Here is a 23,008-nt window from a genome sequence, read left to right as displayed (position 1 = left end):
CATCTCGCCTCGCGTCCTTCCGCCCAATGGATTCCGGGCTCGCGACTTCGTCGCGCCGCGGAATGACGGGAGTCAATGCGACAGGATCTTCGACAAGAACTTCTGCGCGCGGTCGCTGCGGGGCTGGCCGAAGAAGTCTTCCTTCGCCGCGTCCTCGACGATCTCGCCGCGGTCCATGAAGATCACGCGATTGGCCACCTTGCGGGCAAAGCCCATCTCGTGGGTCACAACCATCATGGTCATGCCCTCATGAGCGAGGTCCACCATGACGTCGAGCACCTCGCTGACCATTTCCGGGTCGAGCGCCGAGGTCGGCTCGTCGAACAGCATGACGATCGGATCCATCGCGAGCGCGCGCGCAATGGCGACACGCTGCTGCTGGCCGCCGGACAGGTTGGCGGGAAACTTTTGCGCCTGTTCCTTGAGGCCGACGCGCTCCAGCAGCTGCATGCCTTTCGCCATCGCCTTGTCGCGCGACCGGTTCAGCACCTTCTCCTGCGCGAGACAGAGATTGTCGATGATCTTCAGGTGCGGAAACAACTCGAAGTGCTGGAACACCATGCCGACGCGCGAGCGCAGTTTCGGCAGGTTGGTCTTGGGATCGTTGACCTTGGTGCCGTCGACGCTGATGTCGCCGCTCTGGAACGGCTCCAGCGCATTGACGCATTTGATCAGCGTCGACTTGCCCGAGCCCGAGGGGCCGCAGACCACCACGACCTCGCCCTTGGTGACGCTGGTCGTGCAATCGGTCAGCACCTGGAAGCTCGGCGTATACCATTTGTTGACATGACTGATTTCGATCATGAGCTTCTGGCCCTAGCGAACGATGGCGATGCGCGCCTGGAGCCGGCGGACGGCGTAGGACGCGATACAGGAAATGGTGAAGTAGACGACCGCTGCGAACAGGTACATTTCGACGAGGCGCCCGTCGCGCTGCGCCACCTTGCTCGCGGCTCCCAGGAAATCCGTGATCGAAAGGACGTAGACCAGCGAAGTGTCCTGGAACAGAACGATGGTCTGCGTGATCAGAACCGGCAGCATGTTGCGGAAGGCCTGCGGCAGCACGACGTAGCGCATGGTCTGGCCGTAGGTCAGCCCCAGCGCACTGGCGGCGGCAGGCTGGCCGCGCGAGATCGACTGGATGCCGGCGCGCATGATCTCGGAGAAATACGCCGCTTCGAACATGATGAAGGTGATGAGCGAGGATGCGAAGGCGCCAACGCTGATCGGGCGCGAAGCACCGGTCACCCACTGCCCAATATAGGGCACCAGGAAGTAGAACCAGAAGATCACCAGCACCAGCGGCAGCGAGCGCATGAAGTCGACATAGACCCCGGCGATCCGGCCAAGGATCTTGAAGCCGGAGAGCCGCATCAGGGCGAGCGCCGTGCCGAACACGAGACCACCGAGCGCTGCGAGGCCCGTCAGTGTCAGCGTGAACGTCATGCCCTCGAAGAACAGATAGGGCAGCGCGCGGCGGATGACGTCGAAATCGAGATTGCCGAACATCGCTATTTCCCCGTGATGTAGCCGGGGATCGCGACCCAGCGCTCGAGGAAGCGCATCGCGGTCACGACAACGGCGTTGACGAGGAGATAAAGGATGGTCGCGGCGGTGAAGGCCTCGAACACCTGGAACGAGAATTCCTGCATCGAGCGCGCCTGTCCGGTCAGCTCGAGCAGACCGATGGTGATCGCGACCGCCGTGTTCTTGATGGTGTTGAGGAACTCAGAGGTCAGCGGCGGCAGGATGATGCGGAACGCCATCGGCAGCAGCACGTAGCGATAGCCCTGCGCGGTGGTCAGGCCCAGCGCCGTTGCGGCCATCTTCTGCCCGCGCGGCAGTGAGCCGATGCCGGCCTGCAGTTGCACCGCAACGCGCGCCGACATGAAGAAACCGACGCCGATCGCCGCGGTCCAGAACGGCGCGTTGGGCAGCTGCTTCAGCCAGGTGCCGGCGCCCTTCGGCAGCAGTTCCGGCAGCACGAAGTACCACAGGAAGAGCTGCACGAGCAGCGGCATGTTGCGGAAGAATTCGACATAGGCAAAGCCGAACCAGTTCGCCCCCTTCGACGGCAGCGTGCGCATCACGCCGACGAGCGAGCCGGTGATGAGCGCGATGACCCAGGCCAGCGCCGCGGTCTTGAGGGTCAGCACCAGGCCCGACAAGAGCATGTCGAGATAGGTGCCGGTCCCCATCGGGTTCGGCTGGAAAAAGATTCCCCAGTTCCAGTTGTAGTTCACGTGTCCCCCGCGCGAACGCGCCAGCTATGGATGTCCCGGCGCCTATGCAAATGTCCGGCCACCCCAGTGTCAAGAGTGGCCGGACATGATCTCGATCGAAAGATCGAGGTTTGCTTACTTATAATCGTCCGGGTTCGGCGAGTCCGTCGGCTTGGCGAACTCGTTCTTCAACTCGGCCGAGATCGGGGTGTTGAGGTTCAGGCCCTTCGGCGGGATCTTCTGGGTGAACCACTTGTCGTAGATCTTCTGGGCTTCGCCCGAGGTATAGAGCGCGGCGGTCGCCGCATCGACCACCTTCTTGAAGGCCGGATCGTCCCTGCGCAGCATGATGCCGTAGGGCTCCGGCTTGGAGAAGGCATCCTTGGAGATCTCGTAGTCGCCCGGCGACTTCGAGCCGGCGACGAGGCTCGCGAGCAGGATGTCGTCCATGACGAAGGCGACCGCGCGGTCAGTCTCGACCATCAGGAAGGCCTCGGCGTGGTCCTTGGCGGGGATGATGTTGGCGCCGAGGCTCTTGGCGACATTGGCCTCGGTGAGCTGCTTGATGTTGGTGGTGCCGGCGGTCGAGACCACCGTCTTGCCCTTGAGATCGTCGATCGACTTCAGGCCGCTGGACTTCTTGAAGACGTAGCGGCTGGCGGTCAGGTAGTGGGTGTTGGTGAAGGCGACCTGCTTCTGGCGCTCGGCGTTGTTGGTGGTCGAGCCGCATTCCAGGTCGATGGTGCCGTTGGCCATCAGCGGGATACGGGTCGCCGAGGTCACCGGGTTGAGCTTGACCTCGAGCTTGTCGAGCTTGAGCTCCTTCTTCACGGCGTCGACGATCTTGTAACAAATGTCCATGGCGAACCCGACGGGCTTCTGGTTGTCGTCGAGATAGGAGAACGGGATCGAGGAGTCGCGGAAGCCCAGCGTGATGGCGCCGGTGTCCTTGATGTTCTTCAGGGTGCCGGTCAGCTCCTGGGCCCCGGCCTGGCTGACGGCGAAGGTCGCGGCGAGCGCGAGTCCGATGCTACGGAAATGTTTCACTTTTTTGTCCCCTTTCAGGATGATGCGGCCGGATGCAAGCACAAATCGGCCCGGATTAGAATGTGACTTTCGGCTCGATCGAGGCTCAGGTTAACGGCTTGTCAGCGGTGCTCGCAATTCGCCGAGATCCCAGAACAGCCCGGCCATCACCGTCAAGGCCTCTTCGGTCAGAGGCAGCAGAATGTGCTCATTGGGCGCATGCTGGGAGCAGCCGGGATAGGAGTGCGGGACCCAGATCGTCGGCAGGCCGAGGATTTCGGAGAACACGTCATTGGGGAGCGAGCCGCCGAAATTCGGCAGCACGGCCGGCGCCTTGCCGGTGGTCTCCTGCACCGAATCCGCCGCCCATTTGATCCAGGGGCTGTCGAAGTCTGTGCGCGATGCAGCAAAGCTCTGGGCCGCCCGCACCTCAACCATCGGAAAACCCTTTGCGACCAGATGCGCGCGGATGGCCTCGATCAGGCCCTCGATCTTCGTCCCGACCACGAAGCGCAGTTGCAGCACGGCATTGGCATGGCCGGGAATGGCGTTGGCCGGCTTCTCGGTATTGCCCGACGACATCGCCAGCACTTCCAGCGTATTCCAGGCGTACAGCCGCTCGGCGGCCGAAAGACCCTCCTCGCCCCAGTTCTCGGCCAGCGCGGGCTCGTCCGCGCTCGGCACCACCTGCACATCGGCCAAATAAGAGCGGATCTGGTTGCTGAGCCGCGGCGGCTTCAGCGCGTCGAGCTGGAGGCGACCGTGGCCGTCGACCAGCGTCGAGATCGCGTTGACCAGAATGGTCGCGGGATTGGCCAGGACGCCGCCCCAATTGCCGGAATGGTGGCCGCCGTCGCGCAGGTTCACATCCAGATGAATGCGGATGCCGCCGCGGCAGCCGAGGAACAGGGTCGGGCGGTCGGCGGACAGGCGCGGCCCGTCGGAGGCCATGAACAGGTCCGCCTTGAGCGCATCGCGATTGAGGTCGCAGACCTTGCCGAGGTCGGGCGAGCCGATCTCCTCGCCCATCTCCACGATGAACTTGGCGTTGAAGCCGAGCTTGCCGCCGCGGGCATCGCGCACTGCGCGCAGTGCCGCCATGTTGATGCTGTGCTGACCTTTGTTGTCGGCGGTGCCGCGGCCGTAGAGCCGCGTGCCGGCAACCGTGGTGCGCCAGGGATCGCGCCCGTCGCGCCACTCGCCTTCCATGCCGTCGACGACGTCGCCATGGCCGTAGATCAGCACGGTCGGCGCGGAGGCACTCTCGTGATGCTCGGCGAGCAGGAACGGCGCCTTGCCGCTGGGGGACTCGACGATACGGCTGGTGAAATCCAGCGCGGCGAAGGCCGGCTGCATCTCCTGCTCCAGATAGGCGCGCAGCTCGGGGCTGCGCGAGGTGTTCTGGCTCTCGGTCTTGAAGGCGACGCGGCGGTCGAGCTCGGCGAGGAATGCGCCGGATCGAAAATCCTCACGGGCGCGGGCGATGGCGTCGGCTCTGGTCATGACTTGCGTTTCGGGACTTCAGGACGAAGGACTTTACCCGATACGGGTTGGCCTTCGAAAGTGGCAGGGGGCTGGTTAGTTCTTGTACTTCGCTTGTACTTCTCTTGCACGTCTCTTGGGATTTCGTCCTTGCTTGCCTGAGATTGGCTTGCCAGGCGCGGCAGCACCGCTGATTTGGCCTTGCCAAGCGCAAGCGATATGCAAGAACTTCGCCAAGTTCGGGCGTCAAAGTTCGGGCGCACATCTATCATTCGAAGAGCGCCCAGTACAGAGCGCCGTGGAGCCAGCATGGCCAAGCAGATCAGACTCAACGCATTTGCGATGAATTGTGTCGCGCATCAGTCACCCGGCCTGTGGACCCATCCTCGCGACCGCACCGCCGACTACAACCGCCTGCCCTACTGGATCGATCTGGCCAGGACGCTGGAGCGCGGCCGTTTCGACGGACTGTTCCTGGCCGACGTGCTCGGGGTCTATGACGTCTATGGCAACAGTCCTGACGCGGCCTTGCGCAACGCAGCACAGACGCCGTCCAACGAGCCGCTGCTGCTGCTCTCGGCCATGGCCGCGGTGACGCAAAATCTCGGCTTCGGCGTCACCAGCAATTTGTCGTTCGAGCCGCCCTATCCGTTCGCGCGGCGGATGTCGACACTCGATCACCTCACCGAAGGGCGGATCGGCTGGAACGTCGTCACCGGCTATCTCGACAGCGCCGCGCGTGGCGCCGGCAAGGACAAGCAGACCGGGCACGACGACCGCTACGACATCGCCGACGAATATATGGAGGTCGTCTACAAGCTCTGGGAAGGCAGCTGGGAGGACGATGCCGTGCTGCGCGACCGCAAGCGCGGCATCTTCACCGATCCCAGCAAGGTCCATCGCGTCAATCATGAGGGCACGAACTACCGCATCAACAACACCATCCATCTCAGCGAGCCCTCGCCGCAGCGCACGCCCGTGCTTTACCAGGCCGGCACCTCGCCGCGCGGCCGGCAGTTCGCGGCCAAGCATGCCGAATGCGTGTTCATGTCGGGACCGTCCGCCAAGATCATTGCGCCGCGCGTGTCGGCGATCCGCCAGGAGGCCGCCGCACTCGGCCGCAACCCGGCGGAGATCCTGATGTTCAGCATGATGACGATCATCCTCGGCACCAGCGAGGCCGAGGCGGCGGCGAAATATGCCGACTACCGCTCGCACATCAATCCGGAAGGCGCGCTGGCGCTGATGTCGGGATGGACCGGCATCGATTTCTCCGGCTACGAGCTCGACCAGCAAGTGCGTCACGTCCAGAACGATGCCGGCCGCAGCGCGCTCGACAATGTCACCCGGGGCGATCCGGATCGCGTCTGGACCGTGCGCGACGTCATCGAGCATGTCGGCATCGGCGGCGCCGGCCCGGTCGTGGTCGGCACGCCCGAAACCGTCGCGGACAAGATCGAGGACTGGTTCGAGAAGACCGACGTGGACGGCCTCAACGTGGCCTTCGCGATCTCGCCCGGCGATTTCGAGGACATCGCCGACATGCTGGTGCCGGAGCTGACCCGGCGCGGAAGGTATAAGTCGGAGTATGCGAAAGGCACGCTGCGGGAGAAGCTGTTCGGCGCCGGCCGGGCGAGGCTCGATGCGAAGCATCCGGCGGCGGGGTATCGGGTCGGGAGGAAGGGTGGCTAACGCCCCCACGCCATAAGTCCCGTCATCCTGAGGTGCGAGACCGGCGGTGCATGCACCGCCGGGCGAGCCTCGAAGGATGAACGGCCGAGCTGGCAGCAACAGCGGGGCCGTCGCCCTTCGAGGGCCGCTGAAGAAGCGGCCACCTCAGGGTGACGGTGAGAATTTTGTGCGCGGTGCAGCCACGCCGTCATGGCGCGCAATATGGCGGAGTGCGCCGCGGCGTCCTACAGCTTCCCGTCCACCATCACCTCGATCAGCTTGGTCCCCGGCCGATTGAACGCCGACGCCAGCGTCGCCTTCAGCTCGCCGGGATCGCTGAGCTTGATCGCCTCGCAGCCCAGCGCTCTCGCGACGCCGGCGAAATCCACCGGCGGATCGGCGAAATCCATGCCGACGTAATTGTCGTCGCCGTGGAAGGCGAGCAGGCGCTGCTTGATGATGCGGTAGCCGCCATTGTTGGCAATGACGACGTTGAGCGGCAGCTTGTGGTGCGCCGCCGTCCACAGCGACTGGATCGAATACATCGCGCTGCCATCGCCCGAGAAGCAGACGACGGGACGATCCGGATTGGCGATGCTGGCGCCGACGGAGGCCGGCAGGCCCCAGCCGATGCCGCCGGAGGCAAGGCCGTGATAGCCATAGCGGTCGCGATGCGGGCGCAGCGCCGTGATCTGGCGGCTGGAGGTGAGGCCTTCGTCGACCAGGATCGCATGGTCCGGCATGGCCTCGACCATCTGCAGCACCAAAAAGTCCGGATCGATCGGCGTGCGGCCGGCGCTCTTGCCGATCTGCTCGACCAGCGCCGCGCGGCGTGCGGTCCAGTTGTTCGGCGCGAGCTCGGCAAGGCGCTGCTTGGCGCGGTTTGCAAGTGTTGCACCGCCCATCTCCTTCAGCACCGGGATCAGCGCGCGCAGGGTTTCCTTCAGATCCGCCTTCAGCGCGATCTCGGCGCCGTAATTCTTGGCGATCTCCCAATCGACGAGGCCGACCTGGACCATGCCGAGCCCGTCCGGCAGCGCATCGACCTCGCTATAGACCGACATCCGCAAGGGATCGCCGCCGAGCGCGATCAGGAGGTCGTACGGCGCGAGCGTATCGCGCGCGATCTTCTGCACGCGCGCGAGCGTGCCGACGAAGCTCGGACTCTCCGACAGGAAGTGCGACCCATACGGCGTCGAAGACTGGTAAGCGGCGGCGCCGAGCAATTCGGCGAGCTCGGCGGCCTCCTTCAGGGCATCGCTCTTGACCACCTCGTCCATGGTGACGATGACGGGGCGCTCGGCCTTGAGCAGCCGCGCGGCAAACGCCTTCAACGCTTCGTCCGACGGCTTCACGCGGGCGTCGATGCGGGTGGAGCGGCCGAGGTCGATGCCGGCCTCGCTGTTCAGGATGTCGCCGGGGAGCGAAATGAACACTGGCCCGGTCGGCGGTGTGGTCGCGATCTTGGCCGCGCGGCGGACGATGCGCGGCAGATCCTCCAGCCGCGTCACCTCGACCGCCCATTTCACCAGCGGCTCGGCCATGCGGACCAGCGGGCCGTACAATACCGGCTCCATCAGGCCATGGCCCTGCTCCTGCTGGCCGGCGGTCAGGATCATCGGCGTGCCCGTGAACTGGGCGTTGTAGAGCGAGCCCATGGCGTTGCCGAGGCCGGGCGCGACGTGAACGTTGCAGGCGACGAGCTTGCCGGAGGCGCGGCTGTAACCGTCCGCGATCGCGACCACCAGGCTCTCCTGCATCGCCATCACGTAGGTGAGATCGGGATGGTCCTTCAGCGCATGCATGATCGGCAATTCGGTAGTGCCGGGATTGCCGAACAGATGCGTGATGCCCTCGTCCTTGAGCAGCGCAAGAAAGGCGGAGCGGCCGGTGATCTTGTTCTTCATGTTTCCTCCAGGAGCGAGCGTTGCCGCAAGGCCTGAAGGCATGATGGCCGAAATCGAAGGAGGCGCGCAAGGAAGCACGGTCATGGCAGCGTTGCGCGCGGGCGCTCCTCGTGTCCCGGACGCGTCGCAGCGCGCAGCGGTGCGACGCAGAGCCGGGACCCAGACTCGCTCCGAGTTCGCTGATGCATGGGCCCCGGCTCTGCGGTGCGTCACTTCGTGCCGCACCGCGTCCGGGGTACGAGAGTTGTGCGCCCAGCCCGCGCTACATCTCCTCGCGTCCAAGCTCGAACGGGTCCTCGCCGCCCGCGCGCTTCTTCTTTTTCGAGCGCTGCCAGACCACGCCGGGAAAACCCTTCAGCGGCACCAGCGGCTCGCCGGTATAGGCCCATTCCTGCAGCTCCTCGATCGCGATGTGATAGAGCGGCTGGCGGCCGGTGCGCTCTCTAAACAGCGCACGGGGGATGTTGACCATGTGCGGCCCGCGCGGCCGCTCATAGGCGATCGGCGTGCCGCAATGCGAGCAGAAGCTGCGGGTGGTCTTGGTCGCCTTGTCCTCGTAACGCGTGAGCGCGGTCCTGCCGGATGTGATGCGAAAGCGCTTCTTCCAGCTTCCGACATAGGTCGCATAGGCCGCACCATGGGCGCGGCGACTGGCGGTGGAGTGATCATGCCAGGCCCAGCGTGCTGGGACGTCGATCTCGAAGCTGACCTTGCCGCAGAGGCATTGGCCGGTGGCGATCCCTGCGGCGGCTGCGGCTTTGGCCATGATGTCTCCCCGTCGTCATTGCGGCTGACGGTGGCGCGACACTCTTACTCGTCATTCCGGGGCGATGCGAAGCATCGAGCCCGGAATCCATCTCACCTCCGGATATGCGGTCGGATGGATTCCGGGCTCGCGACTTCGTCGCGCCCCGGAATGACGGAGCAAGTTATGCCGGCGTCAGCTCGTCATACACCGGATAATCCGTATACCCCTTCTCCTCGCCGCCGTAGAAGGTCGCGCGGTTGTACGGCGTGATCGGGTAGTCGTGCTGAAGCCTGCGCGGCAGATCCGGGTTGGAGATGAAGATGCGGCCGAACGCGATGATATCCGCATGCCCGTCGGCGATCGCCGCATTCGCGGTCTCGCCGGTGAAGCCGCCGGCAGTCATCAGCACGCCGCTGTAGAGCGGGCGGAACAGCACCATTGCCGAGGGCACGTTGTCCCAGTGGACGTCGGCGCGGCCGGCGCCGCTGGAGCGCGGCTCGATGAAATGCAGATAGGCAAGACCGAGCTGGTCCAGCGCCTTCACGACGTAGGTGTAGAGCGGCATCGGATCGGGCTCGCCGGAATCATTGGCGATGCCGTGGGGTGAAAGCCGCACGCCGACGCGGTTCGCGCCAAAGACGTCGATCGCGGCCTGCGTGACTTCGAGCAGCAGCCGCGCGCGGTTCTCGATCGAGCCGCCATATTGATCGGTGCGCTGGTTGCTGCGCGACTGCAGGAACTGCTCGAGCAGATAGCCGTTGGCGCCGTGGATCTCGACACCGTCGAACCCGGCCGCGAGCGCATTCTTCGCCCCTTGCCGGAACGCCTCGACGATATCCTTGACCTCCCCGGTCTCCAGCGCGCGCGGCGTCTCATAATCCGAGATCTTGCCGTCGGCCGTCATCGCCTTCATCCCTTCCGCCCTGATCGGGATCGCCGAGGCCGAAACCGGCAGCTCGCCGCCGTGAAAGGAGGAATGCGAGACGCGGCCGACATGCCACAGCTGGAGGAAGATGATGCCGCCCTTGGCGTGCACCGCGTCGACCACCTTGCGCCAGCCGTCGATCTGCGCCTGCGAATAGATGCCGGGCGTCGCCGGATTGCCGCGGCCGTGCGAGAGCACGGGCGATGCTTCGGCGATGATCAGGCCGCCGGGCGTGGCGCGCTGGGCGTAATATTCCGCGTTCAGCGGCCGCGGCGAAAAGCTCTCGCGCTCGGCCCGCATACGCGTGAGCGGCGCCATCGCGACGCGATGCGCAAGCTTGTACGGACCGACCTGCAACGGCCTAAACAACGCTTCGAATTTCATGTGGCCCCCGGATGTTTACAGAAGGATGCGGATCATATCGCGAGGGGCGGCACCCGGAAAAGGCGCCGCCCCTCGAATGCGGATATTCTCTCTCGCGGAACGCGACAGAGAGCAGGCCTTACGCCGTCTTGATCCAGACGGCCTTCACGTTGAGATATTCCTCGACATGCTGCTTGCCGGATTCGCGGCCGTAGCCGCTCATCTTGTAGCCGCCGAACGGCACAGCCGGATCCATCGCCTGGTAGCAGTTCACCCACACCGAACCGGCGCGCAGGCGCTTTGCGACCGCATGCGCCTTGCTGACGTCGCGCGTCCACAGGCCCGAACCGAGGCCGAACGTGGTGTTGTTGGCGCGCTTGACCAGCTCGTCCATGTCCTTGAACGCGATCGCGGAGATGACGGGGCCAAAGATCTCCTCCTGCGCGATGCGCATGTTGTCCTCAACGCCCGCGAACACGGTCGGCGAGACGAAGAAGCCTTTCGACAATGCGCCCTCGGTGACCCGGCCGCCGCCGGCGAGTGCCTTGGCACCTTCCTTCTGACCGATGTCGAGATAGCCGGTGACGCGTTCGAGCTGCTGCTCGGAGACCAGCGGCCCGATCTGCACATTGGGATCGAGACCGTTGCCGACCTGCAGCTTCTTGCCGAACTCGGCGACGCGGCCGACGAACTCCTCGTAGATCGACTGCTCGACGAACAGGCGCGTGCCGGCGCTGCAGATCTGCCCCGAATTGGCAAACACCGCCATCGCCGCGCCAGGCACGGCGGCATCGAGATCGGCATCGGCAAACACGATATCCGGTGACTTGCCGCCAAGCTCGAGCGAGACCCGCTTGAGATTGCCGGCGGAGGCGCGGATGATCGACTGTCCCGTGACGTGCGAGCCGGTGAAGGCGACCTTGTCGACGTCGTGATGCGAGGCGAGCGCGGCGCCGGCGGTCTCGCCGTAGCCGGGCACGACGTTGATGACGCCGGGCGGAATGCCCGCCTCCATTGCGAGCTCGGCGATGCGCAGCGAAGTCAGCGGCGCCTCTTCGGCGGGCTTGAGCACCACGGTGCAGCCGGTCGCGATCGCAGGACCGATCTTCCAGATCGTCGCGGTGAGCGGCCCGTTCCAGGGAATGATGGCACCGACGACGCCGATCGGCTCCTTCAGCGTGTAGGAGAAGATTTCGCCAGGCAGCGAGTTCTCTATGGTTTCGCCGTGGATCGCGGTGGTCTGGCCAGCATAGTAACGCAGCATGCCGACGGCGCGCAGGCGATAGGCGCGGGTGCGGCTGAGCGGCGCGCCCATGTCGAGCGTGTCGAGCTGCGACAATTCATCGAAATTCTTCTCGACAAGGTCGGCGAGCTTCAGGAGCAGGTTCTGCCGCTCGAACGGCTTGACCTTGCTCCAGGGCCCTTCGAAGGCGCGGCGTGCGGCGGCAACCGCACGATCGATGTCTTCCTTGTCACCCTCCGCGACGGTCGCGAGCAGCTCGCCCGTTGCAGGATTGCGGGTCTCGAAGCGCTTGCCTGAGGCTGCATCGACCCATTTCCCGTCGATCAGCATCTGCTTGTAGGACCCATTCGCGAACGGATGGCGCGTGATCGGAATAGCCTGCGACACAGCCATGGCTGCACTCCCTGTCAGGTGATTGATTGGGTCGATCTGGGCGGGATCGTTGGTCGTATAAGTACAACCGGCCCGGAGGGGCGTAAAGACGGCGTGGAGCGAAGACCTCCCATGCCGACTTGTGCAGGGTCGAACCGAGCGCGTGCTATAACGCGACCGAGCGCAACGCAGCTTCGCCGGAGTCCAGCCATGTCGCATCCCGCCATCGTCAAAGACAACGTTGCCGTCATCACGGGTGGCGCATCCGGAATCGGGTTTGCCGCCGCCGCGGCGTTTGCGCGCACCGGCATCAAGGTGTGCATCGCGGATGTCGATCAGGGACGCCTGGTCGAGGCCGCAACAAAACTGTCATCCATCGCCGGTGCCGCGAACGTGATGACGGCCGTGGTCGACGTCAGCAAGACAGAGAGCCTGACGGAACTCGAGCGCGCGGTACGCGAGCGGTTCGGTGGCACCGACATCCTCATGAACAATGCCGGCATCCAGCCGGGCAGCACGCTGTTCGGCGAGCCCGATCATTGGCAGCGCATCATCGCCGTCAACATGTGGGGCATCATCAACGGCTCGCGCATCTTCGCACCCAACATGATCGCGCGCGGCAGGTCCGGCCTCATCATCAACACCGGTTCCAAGCAGGGCATCACCACGCCGCCGGGCGACCCCGCCTACAATGTCTCCAAGGCCGGCGTGAAAGCTTTCACCGAAGCGCTCCAGCATGAGCTGCGCAACACGAAGGATTGTCGCCTCTCGGCACACCTGCTGATCCCCGGCTTCGTCTTCACCGGCCTCACCGCTAGGGGGCGCACCGAAAAGCCGGCCGGCGCCTGGACGCCGGAGCAGACGGTCGATTTCATGCTGGCACGGCTGGAGGCCGGCGATTTCTACATCCTGTGCCCGGACAACGACGTGCCGCGCGCACTCGATGAGAAGCGCATGCTGTGGGCCGCCGGCGACATCGTCGAGAACCGCCCGCCATTATCGCGCTGGCATCCGGACTACGCGGATGCGTTCAAGAAGTTTGTGGAGGGGGAGTAGCTGTCAGACCCTCTTGGTGAGGAGCGCGCCCTTCGCGTCTCGAGCCCCATGCAGGCCCGACTGAGGCAGTCCGGCCTCGATCCTTCGAGACGACCGCTTTCAGCGGTCTCCTCAGGATGAGGGGTTAGAGTGTCGCGGCGCGGCGCGTTAGCGCAAGCGCGCTACAGCGTCTCTTGCTGATGCCCGCAATTCTTGCAGGCGAACTTGACGCGGCTCTGGCCCTTCTCCGCCTGGACCCGGTTCGGGGCGCCGCACTTGCCGCAGACAGCCTCGATGCGGGTCGTGCCCTGCTTGACGACGATGGACTTCTTTTCCATCGATTCGCGGATCAGGCGCTCGGCCTCCTCACGCAGCGATTGTTTCGACAAAGCTGGTCTCCGCCTCTGAACGCGCGAGAGCCATATCGCACCTGCAGTCGGAGCACAATGCAGGATACGGATCGCAGAGCACATCAAGCGTTCAGTTCCGGACGCGAGAGCCGCGGCGCGTATTGCTCCGCGGCCCTCCCGCTTGTCGTCCTGATCGGCTCGGAGCGTTGTTTTTCAAGCGGCCTTGGACACCTCCATCAAGAGCCGCTCGGCCTTCGCATCCTCGATACGATTGACCAGCCGGCTGCTCTCGTGATTGTCGCGCACGGTCTTGGTCAGGGTGATGCAGGTCTGGACCAGCATGACGATGCCCATGGTGAGATAGCCCTTCATCCAGACGTCGATCGGCAGAAAGAAAACGCCGATGGCGACCAGGAAGGCGGAGGCTGCGAAGGACGCGTACGTGAAGGTCACCCAGGCGTTGCTGTGGGGCTGGCCGTTCTGGTTCATGATGGTCTCCTGTGAGGACGAATGATGACGGGGTTTGGGATCAGGCGGTCGGCGAGCGCTTGGACTTCAGCCGCGCCAGCACGTCGTCTGCGGTCGTCTTCAGCCGCGGGCCAAAGCCCTGCTCGGCCAATCTTTCGGCGACGGCGATGGGACCGGTGGCCGCATCGAGCTCGACCAGCGCATCGTCGGCCGCCTGAGCTTCCATCTGCCGATCGCGCAGACGCCGCAAAGTGCTCTCCGCCTCCGGCAGCGTGGTTTCGTATGGACGCGCGGCCTCAATGCCGCTGCGGCGCAACGAGCGGACCGCCTCCGAGGCACGGGCGACGCGGCGGCCGCGATCGAGCTCGGTGATGCGGGCCTGTGCGTTTGCGACGTGCCGCTTCAGCCGGGCGATCTCGGTCGCGAACAGCGCGCGGGCCGTCATCGCGGCATCGCGGTCCGCCTCCAGGCCCGCGATGGCTTCGGCGGCGTCCCTGGCGAGGTCGTCACGGCCGCCGTCGAGCGCCGCAACCGCACGGGTCTCGAGATCGGCGATGCGGGCGAGGGTCGCCTCGAGCTTGCGGCCTTCCTGCTGGTCCTGCGCGATCGCCAGCGCCAGCGTCCGCTTGCTGCGCTCGACGGCGGCAGCCGCATCGCGCATCTGCTGGTCGAGAATCAGAAGGGCCGTCCGGTCTTCCAGCTCTTCGCTCGCGGCGGCCACGCTGCCGCGGAAAAGTGTCACTACAGTCTTGAACATCTTCAGCTCCCTGTTATGAGCGTTGCTCACAATTCCTTTGTAGCAAGGAACCTGAACATCGTTCAAGAATATTTTGAGCAACGCTCAAAAATTTGGATAAAGATGTCTAAGACCCTGGAACGTCGAGAGAAATTGAGATCAGACCTGATCCTGGCGGCGGAGCGGATGATCGCCGATCGTGGGTTGTCGGGGCTGAAAACCCGTGATCTCGCCCGAGAGATCGGTTGCGCCAATGGCGCGGTCTACAACCTCGTGGCCGACATGGACGAGCTGATCCTGCGTGTGGGCTCGCGCACGCTGCTGCGGCTGGACGAGGCGCTCAGCGCCGCGGAAAGCGCGGGCGAGCCATCGCCGCAGGAGACGCTGGTCCGCATCGCCCTCGCCTATTGCGATTTCGCGGCCGAAAATCTCCAGCTCTGGCGCGCGCTGTTCGAGCACCGCATGGAGGCCGACAAGGTCGTCCCCGACTGGTCCGTCCAAGATCAGATGCAGCTGTTCCGCCACATCTACCAGCCGCTGGCCGCGTTGTTTCCGAAGCGCAGCCGCGAGGAGCTCGGCATCACGGCGCGCAGCCTGTTCTCGGCGGTGCATGGCATGGTGGCGCTCGGACTGGAGCAGAAGCTGGTTGCCGTGCCGCTGCCGGCGCTGCGCAAGGAGATCGCGGGACTGGTGCGTGCGATGATCGACGGATTGATCGTGCGCGACGTGGAAAGGAGCGGCGGCGGCTGACTAAAATTTCACCTGTCGCATCGCCAGTAGCACGCTTAGCCTTCGAGCCGTCCCTCACCTCTCGGAGCTACTCATGCCCCTCCTCATCCGCGGCGGCACCGTCGTCAATCACGATCATTCGCGCCGCGCGGACGTGCTGATCGCCGGCGAGACCATCGTCGCGATCGGCGCTTCGCTCGATGCGCCGACAGGGAGCGAGATCATCGATGCAGGTGGCGCCTACGTCATCCCGGGCGGGATCGATCCGCACACCCATCTCGAAATGCCGTTCATGGGCACCGTCACCGCCGACGATTTCGAATCCGGAACCAAGGCGGCGCTGAGCGGCGGCACCACCATGGTGGTGGATTTCTGCCTGCCCGATCCCGGCCAATCCATGCTCGCGGCGTATCAGGAGTGGCGGCACAAATCCGAGAAGGCGGCCAGCGACTACGGCTTCCACATGGCGGTGACGTCATGGTCGAAGCAGATCCATGACGAGATGGAGATTGTGGTCAAGACCTACGGCATCAACACCTTCAAGCATTTCATGGCCTACAAGGGCGCGCTGATGGTGAACGATGACGAGCTCTACAACTCGTTCGCGCGCTGCGCCCATCTCGGCGCCATGCCTGTCGTCCATGCGGAGAACGGCGACGTCGTCGCCCTGATGCAGGAGGCGCTGATCGCGCGCGGCGTCACCGGCCCCGAGGGCCACGCCTATTCACGGCCGCCGGAGGTCGAGGGCGAAGCCACCAACCGCGCCATCATGATCGCCGATATGACCGGCACGCCGGTCTATATCGTGCACACCAGCTGCCGCGAGGCGCATGAAGCCATCGCTCGCGCGCGGGCCAGTGGAAAGCGGGTCTATGGCGAACCGCTGATCCAGCATCTGCTGCTCGATGCCGGCGAATATCAGAACAAGGACTGGGACCATTCCGCACAGCGCGTGATGTCGCCGCCGTTCCGCGACAAGTCGCATCAGGACAGCCTCTGGGCCGGGCTGCAAGCCGGCTCGCTACAGGTGGTTGCGACCGATCATTGCGCCTTCACCACCGAGCAGAAGCGGTTCGGGCGCGGCGATTTCAGGAAGATCCCGAACGGCACCGGCGGCCTCGAAGATCGCCTGGCGCTGCTCTGGACCGCGGGCGTCGCCACGGGGCGGCTGACGAAAGAGGAATTCGTCGCGGTAACCTCGGCGAACATCGCCCGCATCCTCAACATCTATCCGCGCAAGGGCGCGGTCGCCGTAGGCTCTGATGCCGACATCGTGGTGTGGGATCCGAAGGCGAGCAAGACTATTAGTGCCAAACGGCAGATGAGCCGGATCGATTACAACGTGTTCGAGGGTTTTGCCTGCATCGGCGGTGCGGCGGCGACGCTGTCGCGCGGTCGTATCGTCTGGACGGATGGCGATCTGCGCGCCGAGGCCGGCGATGGGCGATACGTCGAACGTCCCGCCTTCTCGCCGGTGCATGTGGCAAATTCCAACTGGAAGGAACTGACGGCTCCGCGCGCCGTCGCGCGCGGCGCGGTGACGCCGTAAGCCATCGCACTCCCTGGCAGAAGTCCGGGGTAACGACCTCAATCTTGGAGAGACTTTAGGAACGAACGGCTGGAGGCCTCGTTGTCGCGTAGTTTCTCTCCAGCACGCGAGTCCCTCATGTATCACCACGTCAAGAAGCTGATGTTCACCGTGCGCGTCGACGAACCCGATCCGCGCTTCGGCAATATGCTCCTCGAGCAGTTCGGCGGCGCCAACGGCGAACTTGCGGCCGCGATGCAATATTCGATTCAGGGACTGAATTGCGAGGATCCCGACCGCAAGGACCTCTTGATGGACATCGGCACCGAGGAGCTCAGCCATCTCGAAGTCGTCGGTTGCCTCGCCCGGATGCACCTTGCGCCCTCGAAGAATGACCGTCAGGCGGCCGAAGCCGATCCGCTGATCGCGATCGCCGGCGGGGGCGGCGTCAACCTGTTCAACTCGCAAGGCAATCCCTGGACCGCCGACTATCTCAAGATCACCGGCGAGCTCGACGTCGATCTTCGCAGCAACATCGCCGCCGAGGCGCGTGCGAAGATTGTCTACGAACGGCTGATCAATTTCTGCGACGACGCTGGCTCCAAGGACGCGCTGCAGTTTCTGATGACGCGCGAGATCACGCATATGAAGGCCTTCGCGCGAGCGCTCGAAAGCCTGTCGAAGCCTGCCTTCAGTGTCGGCAGGATTGCGCCGACGCCCGGCCTCGTGAACCAGTTCTTCAACGACTCCACCGGTAGCGGCGACCACGGCGAAATCGACACCCGCGGCCCCTGGAACGAAGGAGAGGAGTGGGTGTTCACGGAATCGCCCGCCCTCCAATCTTCTGACCCCGGCGCGGCCCCGTCGATCGTCGCGGAGAGCTCGTCGCCCGTCGACGAGGCGGGCCTCACCGACCTTCTGCTTCACGAGCTGCGCGACATCCTCCATGCCGAGAAGCAGTTGACCAAGGCGCTTCCCAAGATGGCGCAGGCCGCGCGCTTCGACCAGCTGCGCGAACTGTTCGAGCAGCATCTGGCCGAGACGGAGAACCAGGTCGAGCGCATCAACGAATGCTTCGAGCTGCTCGGCGAGACCGCTCGCGCCAAGCCTTGCAAGGGCATGATGGGCCTGATCGAGGAAGGCCAGGAAGTCATGAAGGAAGGCCAGGAAAAGGAGGACGCAGCCGCCGACCTCGCGCTGATCTCAGCGGCGCAGCGCGTCGAGCATTACGAGATGTCCGGCTACACCACGGCACGTAACCTGGCGCAGCAGCTCCGGCATAGCGCGATCGTCGCCCTGCTCTCCAAATCTCTTGCGGAAGAAGAGAATGCCGATCTCCTCCTCAACCAGGTGGCGCGATCGCTGATGTCGGTCGCGAAGATGCCCGCCGCGGTGGAGCAGGCTGAATAAGGAGCGCCGATCGCGCAACGCGTCGCCGGACCCAAGCCGCCTCGCCTCTTCGCGGGACGGCTTGGCAAGTCCCGCCCGTGGCATACACCTTGCCTCTCGATGCCGGATCATTCCGGACAGGAGGCACCCTTGAGCGTTTCACCCCTCGATTTGAACCGCCGCTGCGTCGTGCTCGGCGGCCTCGGTGTCGCCGGTATGGCAGCCTTTGCTCCACGCCTCGCCTGGGCCCAGGGGCGCAACGAGACGCTGCTGGTGGTGCAGGAGCTCGGGCCGAACTCGCTGGACATGCAGGGCGTCGGCTCCAACCAGACCGTGAACGGCCTGTCCTGGAACTGCTACGACCGCCTGCTCACCTACGCCTCCAAGACCCTGCCAGACGGCACGTTGTCGTACGACCGCGAGAAGCTTGCGCCCGAGCTCGCCGAGAGCTGGGAGGTCGCGCCCGACGGCATGTCGTGCACCTTCAAGCTTCGCAAGGATGCGAAATTCCATGACGGCACGCCGGTGACCGCCAAGGACGTCAAATGGTCGTTCGACCGCGCCGTGAAGGTCGGCGGCTTTCCGACCTTCCAGATGTCGGCGGGATCGCTGGAGAAGCCGGAGCAGTTCGTGGTGGTCGACGACCACACTTTCCGTATCGATTATGTCCGCAAGGACAAGATGCTGCTGTTCAACGTCGCCGTCGTCGTGCCCTTCATCATCAATTCCGAACTCGCCAAGAAGAACGCGACGCCGGAAGACCCGTGGGCGCTGGCCTGGCTCAAGAACAACGAGGCAGGCGGCGGCGCCTACAAGATCGAGAGCTGGAAGCCGGGCAGCGAAACCGTGCTGGTTCGGTTCGACGACTGGAAGAGTGGCCCGCTGCCGAAGGTCAAGCGCGTGATCGCGCGCGACGTCCCCTCCGCGGGCACGCGCCGCGCCATGCTGGAGCGGGGCGATGCCGACGTTTCCAGCGGCTTTGCGCCGCGCGATTTCGAGCAGATCATCCGGGAGGGCAAGGTCAAGGTGTCGGGCGTGCCGATCCCGAATGCACTCTGGTATGTTGCGCTCAACACCGCGAAGCCGCCGTTCGACAATGTGAAGCTGCGCCAGGCCATCGCCTGGGCGATGCCGTATGAGCAGATCCAGAGCAGTGCGTTCTTCGGCCGCGCGGTTCCGATGTATGGCGGCGCGGCCGACGTCTCAAAGCCGGTCTGGCCGCAGCCATTTCCTTATGTCACCGACCTCGACAAGGCGAAGGCGTTGATGAAGGAAGCCGGCTTCGCCTCCGGCCTGGAGACGACCTTGTCGCTCGACACAGGCACCGCGACCGTCGGCGAACCCACGGCGATCCTGATCCAGGAGAGCCTCGCCAAGATCGGCATCAAGGCGGGAATCGAAAAAATCCCGGGCGCGAACTGGCGCACGACGCTGAACAAGAAGGAGCTGCCGCTCGCCCTCAACCGCTTCAGCGGCTGGCTGGATTATCCCGAATATTACTTCTACTGGAATTTCCACGGCAACAACTCGATCTTCAACATCTCCTCCTACCAGAACAAGGAGATGGACGCGCTGATCGACAAGGCGCGGTTCACCGCGGATGCGGCGGAATACGACCGGTCCGTGAAGGACTTCATCGCGCTCTGCATGCGCGACGTTCCCGTCGTTCCGCTCAACCAGCCGATCCACGATGTCGCGATGCAGAAGGCCATCACCGGCTACGAATTCTGGTTTCACCGCGAACCGGACTATCGCCAGTTCGCGAAGGGCTGATTCTTTTCCACCACCCGAACACCGCCTGCCGCCCGAGCCTGCGCGATCGGAAAGCCCCTCGCCAGCCTCGTCTCACTCGCGTGCAGCATGGCCGCGTCGAGCTTGCCCCGCCGTGCCCCGTCCAGGGCACAGGCGAAGACGCGGTAGAACTGCGCGCCGTCATAGGCCACCAGCAGCAGATCGACGCCGGCATTGATCGCCTCGACCACGGCCTTGCAGACGTCGTTCTGGTAGATCGCGCCCATCACGAGGTCGTCGGTCATCACCACCCCCTGGTAATTCCACTTGTCGCGGATGATGCCCTGAACGACGGATTTCGAATGCGATGCGGCGCGATCAGGATCGACGGCAGTGAGCGTGACGTGACCGACCATCAGCGCGCTGCGCGAATGCGACAGCACGTCGCGGAACGGAAGCCAGTCGGATGCCTCCAGCTCCTCGACCGGCGTGTCGAGCTTGGCGCTGAAATGATGCGTGTCGGTGCGCACGCGGCCGATGCCCGGAAAATGCTTGAGCGTGGCGCCGACGCCGGATTCTTCCAGCCCGCGCACGTAGGCGCTCGCGATGGTGCTGACGACGGCCGGATCGGTCGCGATCGCGCGCTGGCCGATCAGCGTGTGGAAATCGAGCCGGTTGCGCCGCGCCGGCGGCTTGAGGTCGAGCACCGGGGCGAGATTGAGATTGACGCCGACCCCGGCGAGCTCCCGGCCGTGGATGCGGCCGAATCCTTCGGCCTTGGCCTGCTGGTCGCCGGGCGCAAGCTCGGCGAGCGTCGCCAGGGCCGGCACTTTCGTCAGCGGCGGCGCGAGATGCCCGACGATACCGCCCTCCTGGTCCGCAGCGACGACCAACGGCGGCAGGCCGGCTGCGCGCCTGATGTCCTGGAGCGCGGCGATCTCGCTCCGCAGCGCCTCGACCGTGCCGCCGCGGATGTTGTGCCGGGTGACATAGACACCGCGGATCAATCCCTGCCTGGCAAGGCGCGCGACCTCCGGGAAGGAGGAATAGCCGACCATGAAGTGAGCCCCGAGCTGGCGCGCCTCGGCAGCGCTGGCGCTGAGAACGTCGTGCCTGCGCAACTCGAACTTCAGATGCGCCGCGGACATCAGAACCGGCGGCAGGCACCAGAGCATGACGAGCAGCTTGCCGGCGATGGTGCGCCAACGTCCCCACCGCAGCAGAACGGCGACGATCATGATGCTTGCGGCGACAAGCGCGATGTTTCCGGCGCCGCGCAGCACGAGCAGATAGGGATCGTTCTTGTTTAGGGCCGCGAACGCGACGACAGGCGCGGCAAGCCACAGCAGAATGAGACCGAGACGACGGAGGAATTGCATGATGTGCCACATGCGATGAGGGCGAATGCTTCGCACCTATCAAAGCGACTGGCGTTGCGCGAGAGGCAAGAGCGCGCCTGCACGAAATCTGCAAAAGACTCCTGAAGCCGTGCAGACGATGGTCCCGCCTTCTGCACAAGCGCCGTCCAGAGTTCGTCATGCCAACCATCACGAAAGGTCTTCTGGACATGACAAGCCTGGCTTCGACGATCGCGGAGGAAATCAAGCCGATCGGCCATTCCTCGATCCCGGCCAAGATCGGCCTCGCGCTGGTGCTGGCCGCGCTCGCCGACTGGCTGTTCTACGGGCAGCGGATCGGGCTGTCGCTGGCGCTCTTTGCGATCGCGATCGCCGGCGTGTCGGTGTGCTTCAATCGTGCGGCCATGGATCCGCGCCGCGCTCTGGTCGGTTCGGCCGTTCTCGCCGCCGGTCTCGTGCCTGTGATCGAGGAGCTCAACACGCTGTCGTTCCTGATCCTGGTCGCATCGCTGATGATCGCGTTGCTGCTCGCGACCAATGCGGAAGCGACCGGGCTCGCCGACCGCGGCCGCGCGTTGCGCAACTTCGTCCTGCTCAGTCCCTTCCGGCTCTTTCTCGATGTGCCCCAGGCGTTCGACGCGTCGGCGCTCACCCGCGGCATCGCCCGCTGGCTGCTGCCGGCGGCGCTCAGCACGGTCTTCGTCGCGCTCTTCGCCGCGGCCAATCCGGTGATCGAGCAATGGGTGTCCCTGCTCAATCCGAAGCTCATTCTTCATTATGTCAGCATCCCGCGCGTCCTGTTCTGGGCGCTGATGCTGGCATTGGTCTGGCCGTTCATTCACGTGCGCTGGCGGCGCAAGCCGATCGTCAACACCGCTGCGGCCGACGGTCTCGTGCCGCCGCCGCTCCCGCCCGTTGCCTCCGCCGAATTCCTCGGCCCCTCCACCATCCTGCGCTCGCTGATCCTGTTCAACCTGCTGTTCGCGGCGCAGTCCGTTCTCGACGGCATCTATCTCTGGGGCCATTTGGCACTGCCCGACAATCTGACCTATGCAGGCTATGCGCATCGTGGGGCCTATCCGCTGATCGTAACCGCCCTGCTCGCCGCGGCCTTCGTGCTGGTGGCGATGCGCCCGGGCGGACCGGCCGAGAACTCGACGGTGATCCGGCCGCTGGTCTATCTCTGGGTGGGACAGAACGTGCTTCTCGTCGCCTCCTCCATCCTTCGTCTCGATCTCTACGTCGGCGTCTACATGCTGACTTACTGGCGCGTCGCGGCTTTCATCTGGATGGGGCTGGTCGCGCTCGGACTGGTCCTGATCGTGACCCGCATCGCCCTCCAGCGGTCGAACAAATGGCTCGTCGGCGCCAATCTGATCGCGCTCGCGACCGTGCTTTATGGCTGCTCGCTCGTGAACTTCGATGCCTTCATCGCCGACTATAATGTCACTCACAGCCGGGAAGCATCGGGCAACGGCATGCCAATCGACATCAACTATCTCCTGACGCTCGGACCACAGGCACTGCCCGCCATCGACAGGGCCATCGCACTCCGGCCCGGCTCGAGCGAGAGCTGCCTTGTGTCGCGACGCGACCGCCTTGTAGAACAGCAGCGCCAGGATCTGGCCTGGCGGAGCTGGGGCTTTCGGAGCTGGCGGCTTCAGCGCAGGCTGGACGCGCTGGCGAAGGATCCGTCCGGCACCCGGCCGGCCGGCTGAGCGGAGA

Annotated in this window: 20 protein-coding genes; 7 read left to right on the top strand and 13 right to left on the bottom strand. The window is 64.7% G+C overall.

What is annotated here, in order from left to right:
• Positions 1 to 72: 72 nt before the first annotated feature.
• From D6B98_RS24865 to D6B98_RS24845, 5 genes are all read right to left on the bottom strand, one after another.
• Positions 73 to 804, bottom strand: coding sequence for an amino acid ABC transporter ATP-binding protein (locus tag D6B98_RS24865; RefSeq protein WP_126259518.1), 732 nt, complete (start codon positions 802 to 804; stop codon positions 73 to 75).
• A 12-nt stretch (positions 805 to 816) separates the two neighbouring features.
• Positions 817 to 1,509, bottom strand: coding sequence for an amino acid ABC transporter permease (locus tag D6B98_RS24860; RefSeq protein WP_126259517.1), 693 nt, complete (start codon positions 1,507 to 1,509; stop codon positions 817 to 819).
• A gap of 2 nt (positions 1,510 to 1,511) precedes the next feature.
• Positions 1,512 to 2,243, bottom strand: a complete 732-nt coding sequence (locus D6B98_RS24855) for an amino acid ABC transporter permease (RefSeq protein ID WP_126259516.1) — start codon at positions 2,241 to 2,243, stop codon at positions 1,512 to 1,514.
• 114 nt (positions 2,244 to 2,357) lie between these two features.
• A complete protein-coding gene (locus tag D6B98_RS24850; protein ID WP_126259515.1) occupies positions 2,358 to 3,269 on the bottom strand; it encodes an amino acid ABC transporter substrate-binding protein in 912 nt (303 codons plus the stop codon).
• Between the two features lie 90 nt (positions 3,270 to 3,359).
• Positions 3,360 to 4,751 (bottom strand): M20 family metallopeptidase, encoded by a 1,392-nt coding sequence (locus tag D6B98_RS24845; protein WP_126259514.1) that lies wholly within the window; start codon positions 4,749 to 4,751, stop codon positions 3,360 to 3,362.
• Positions 4,752 to 5,039: 288 nt separating this feature from the next.
• Here D6B98_RS24845 and D6B98_RS24840 point away from each other — a divergent pair, with 288 nt between their 5' ends.
• Complete coding sequence (locus D6B98_RS24840) at positions 5,040 to 6,422, top strand: LLM class flavin-dependent oxidoreductase (RefSeq protein ID WP_126259513.1); 1,383 nt, start codon at positions 5,040 to 5,042, stop codon at positions 6,420 to 6,422.
• 224 nt (positions 6,423 to 6,646) lie between these two features.
• On the opposite strand, the gene D6B98_RS24835 is transcribed toward D6B98_RS24840, so the two are convergent.
• The 4 genes from D6B98_RS24835 to D6B98_RS24820 all read right to left on the bottom strand — a co-directional run bounded on the left by D6B98_RS24835 (position 6,647) and on the right by D6B98_RS24820 (position 11,980).
• Positions 6,647 to 8,308, bottom strand: coding sequence for a thiamine pyrophosphate-binding protein (locus D6B98_RS24835; protein WP_126259512.1), 1,662 nt, complete (start codon positions 8,306 to 8,308; stop codon positions 6,647 to 6,649).
• Between the two features lie 262 nt (positions 8,309 to 8,570).
• Positions 8,571 to 9,074 (bottom strand): GFA family protein, encoded by a 504-nt coding sequence (locus tag D6B98_RS24830; RefSeq protein WP_126259511.1) that lies wholly within the window; start codon positions 9,072 to 9,074, stop codon positions 8,571 to 8,573.
• Positions 9,075 to 9,237: 163 nt separating this feature from the next.
• Positions 9,238 to 10,365 carry an alkene reductase gene (locus tag D6B98_RS24825; protein WP_126259510.1) on the bottom strand — a complete coding sequence of 376 codons (1,128 nt, stop codon included), beginning with the start codon at positions 10,363 to 10,365 and terminating at the stop codon, positions 9,238 to 9,240.
• 118 nt (positions 10,366 to 10,483) lie between these two features.
• Positions 10,484 to 11,980 (bottom strand): aldehyde dehydrogenase family protein, encoded by a 1,497-nt coding sequence (locus D6B98_RS24820; RefSeq protein WP_164718837.1) that lies wholly within the window; start codon positions 11,978 to 11,980, stop codon positions 10,484 to 10,486.
• A 189-nt stretch (positions 11,981 to 12,169) separates the two neighbouring features.
• Here D6B98_RS24820 and D6B98_RS24815 point away from each other — a divergent pair, with 189 nt between their 5' ends.
• On the top strand, positions 12,170 to 13,015 hold the full coding sequence (locus D6B98_RS24815) for an SDR family NAD(P)-dependent oxidoreductase (protein WP_126259508.1): 846 nt from the start codon (positions 12,170 to 12,172) through the stop codon (positions 13,013 to 13,015).
• Between the two features lie 161 nt (positions 13,016 to 13,176).
• On the opposite strand, the gene D6B98_RS24810 is transcribed toward D6B98_RS24815, so the two are convergent.
• From D6B98_RS24810 to D6B98_RS24800, 3 genes are all read right to left on the bottom strand, one after another.
• Positions 13,177 to 13,383, bottom strand: a complete 207-nt coding sequence (locus tag D6B98_RS24810) for a hypothetical protein (protein ID WP_028134265.1) — start codon at positions 13,381 to 13,383, stop codon at positions 13,177 to 13,179.
• A gap of 174 nt (positions 13,384 to 13,557) precedes the next feature.
• Positions 13,558 to 13,833, bottom strand: coding sequence for a YiaA/YiaB family inner membrane protein (locus D6B98_RS24805; protein ID WP_126259507.1), 276 nt, complete (start codon positions 13,831 to 13,833; stop codon positions 13,558 to 13,560).
• Between the two features lie 40 nt (positions 13,834 to 13,873).
• Positions 13,874 to 14,569 (bottom strand): PspA/IM30 family protein, encoded by a 696-nt coding sequence (locus D6B98_RS24800; RefSeq protein WP_126259506.1) that lies wholly within the window; start codon positions 14,567 to 14,569, stop codon positions 13,874 to 13,876.
• 102 nt (positions 14,570 to 14,671) lie between these two features.
• On the opposite strand from D6B98_RS24800, the gene D6B98_RS24795 reads away from it, so the two are divergent.
• The 4 genes from D6B98_RS24795 (at position 14,672) to D6B98_RS24780 (ending at position 19,967) form a co-directional block, all read left to right on the top strand.
• Complete coding sequence (locus D6B98_RS24795) at positions 14,672 to 15,298, top strand: TetR/AcrR family transcriptional regulator (RefSeq protein WP_126259505.1); 627 nt, start codon at positions 14,672 to 14,674, stop codon at positions 15,296 to 15,298.
• Positions 15,299 to 15,371: 73 nt separating this feature from the next.
• Positions 15,372 to 16,826: a dihydropyrimidinase gene (gene hydA / locus D6B98_RS24790; RefSeq protein WP_126259504.1), complete on the top strand. Its 1,455-nt coding sequence runs from the start codon at positions 15,372 to 15,374 to the stop codon at positions 16,824 to 16,826.
• A 117-nt stretch (positions 16,827 to 16,943) separates the two neighbouring features.
• A complete protein-coding gene (locus D6B98_RS24785; RefSeq protein WP_126259503.1) occupies positions 16,944 to 18,215 on the top strand; it encodes a DUF892 family protein in 1,272 nt (423 codons plus the stop codon).
• A gap of 99 nt (positions 18,216 to 18,314) precedes the next feature.
• Positions 18,315 to 19,967: an ABC transporter substrate-binding protein gene (locus tag D6B98_RS24780; RefSeq protein ID WP_126259502.1), complete on the top strand. Its 1,653-nt coding sequence runs from the start codon at positions 18,315 to 18,317 to the stop codon at positions 19,965 to 19,967.
• Here D6B98_RS24780 and D6B98_RS24775 read toward each other — a convergent pair.
• Entirely contained in the window at positions 19,943 to 21,304 is a 1,362-nt protein-coding gene (locus tag D6B98_RS24775) for a glycoside hydrolase family 3 N-terminal domain-containing protein (RefSeq protein WP_126259501.1), read from the bottom strand. The genes D6B98_RS24780 and D6B98_RS24775 overlap by 25 nt on opposite strands.
• 188 nt (positions 21,305 to 21,492) lie before the next feature.
• On the opposite strand from D6B98_RS24775, the gene D6B98_RS24770 reads away from it, so the two are divergent.
• Positions 21,493 to 23,001, top strand: coding sequence for a DUF4153 domain-containing protein (locus D6B98_RS24770; RefSeq protein WP_164718847.1), 1,509 nt, complete (start codon positions 21,493 to 21,495; stop codon positions 22,999 to 23,001).
• The last annotated feature ends 7 nt before the right edge of the window (positions 23,002 to 23,008 follow it).

Source organism: Bradyrhizobium sp. LVM 105, from assembly GCF_003957705.1.
GTDB classification, from domain to species: Bacteria; Pseudomonadota; Alphaproteobacteria; order Rhizobiales; family Xanthobacteraceae; genus Bradyrhizobium; species Bradyrhizobium frederickii.
Note: the sequence above shows the minus strand (reverse complement) of the source record. Positions and strands in the feature narration are given on the sequence as shown.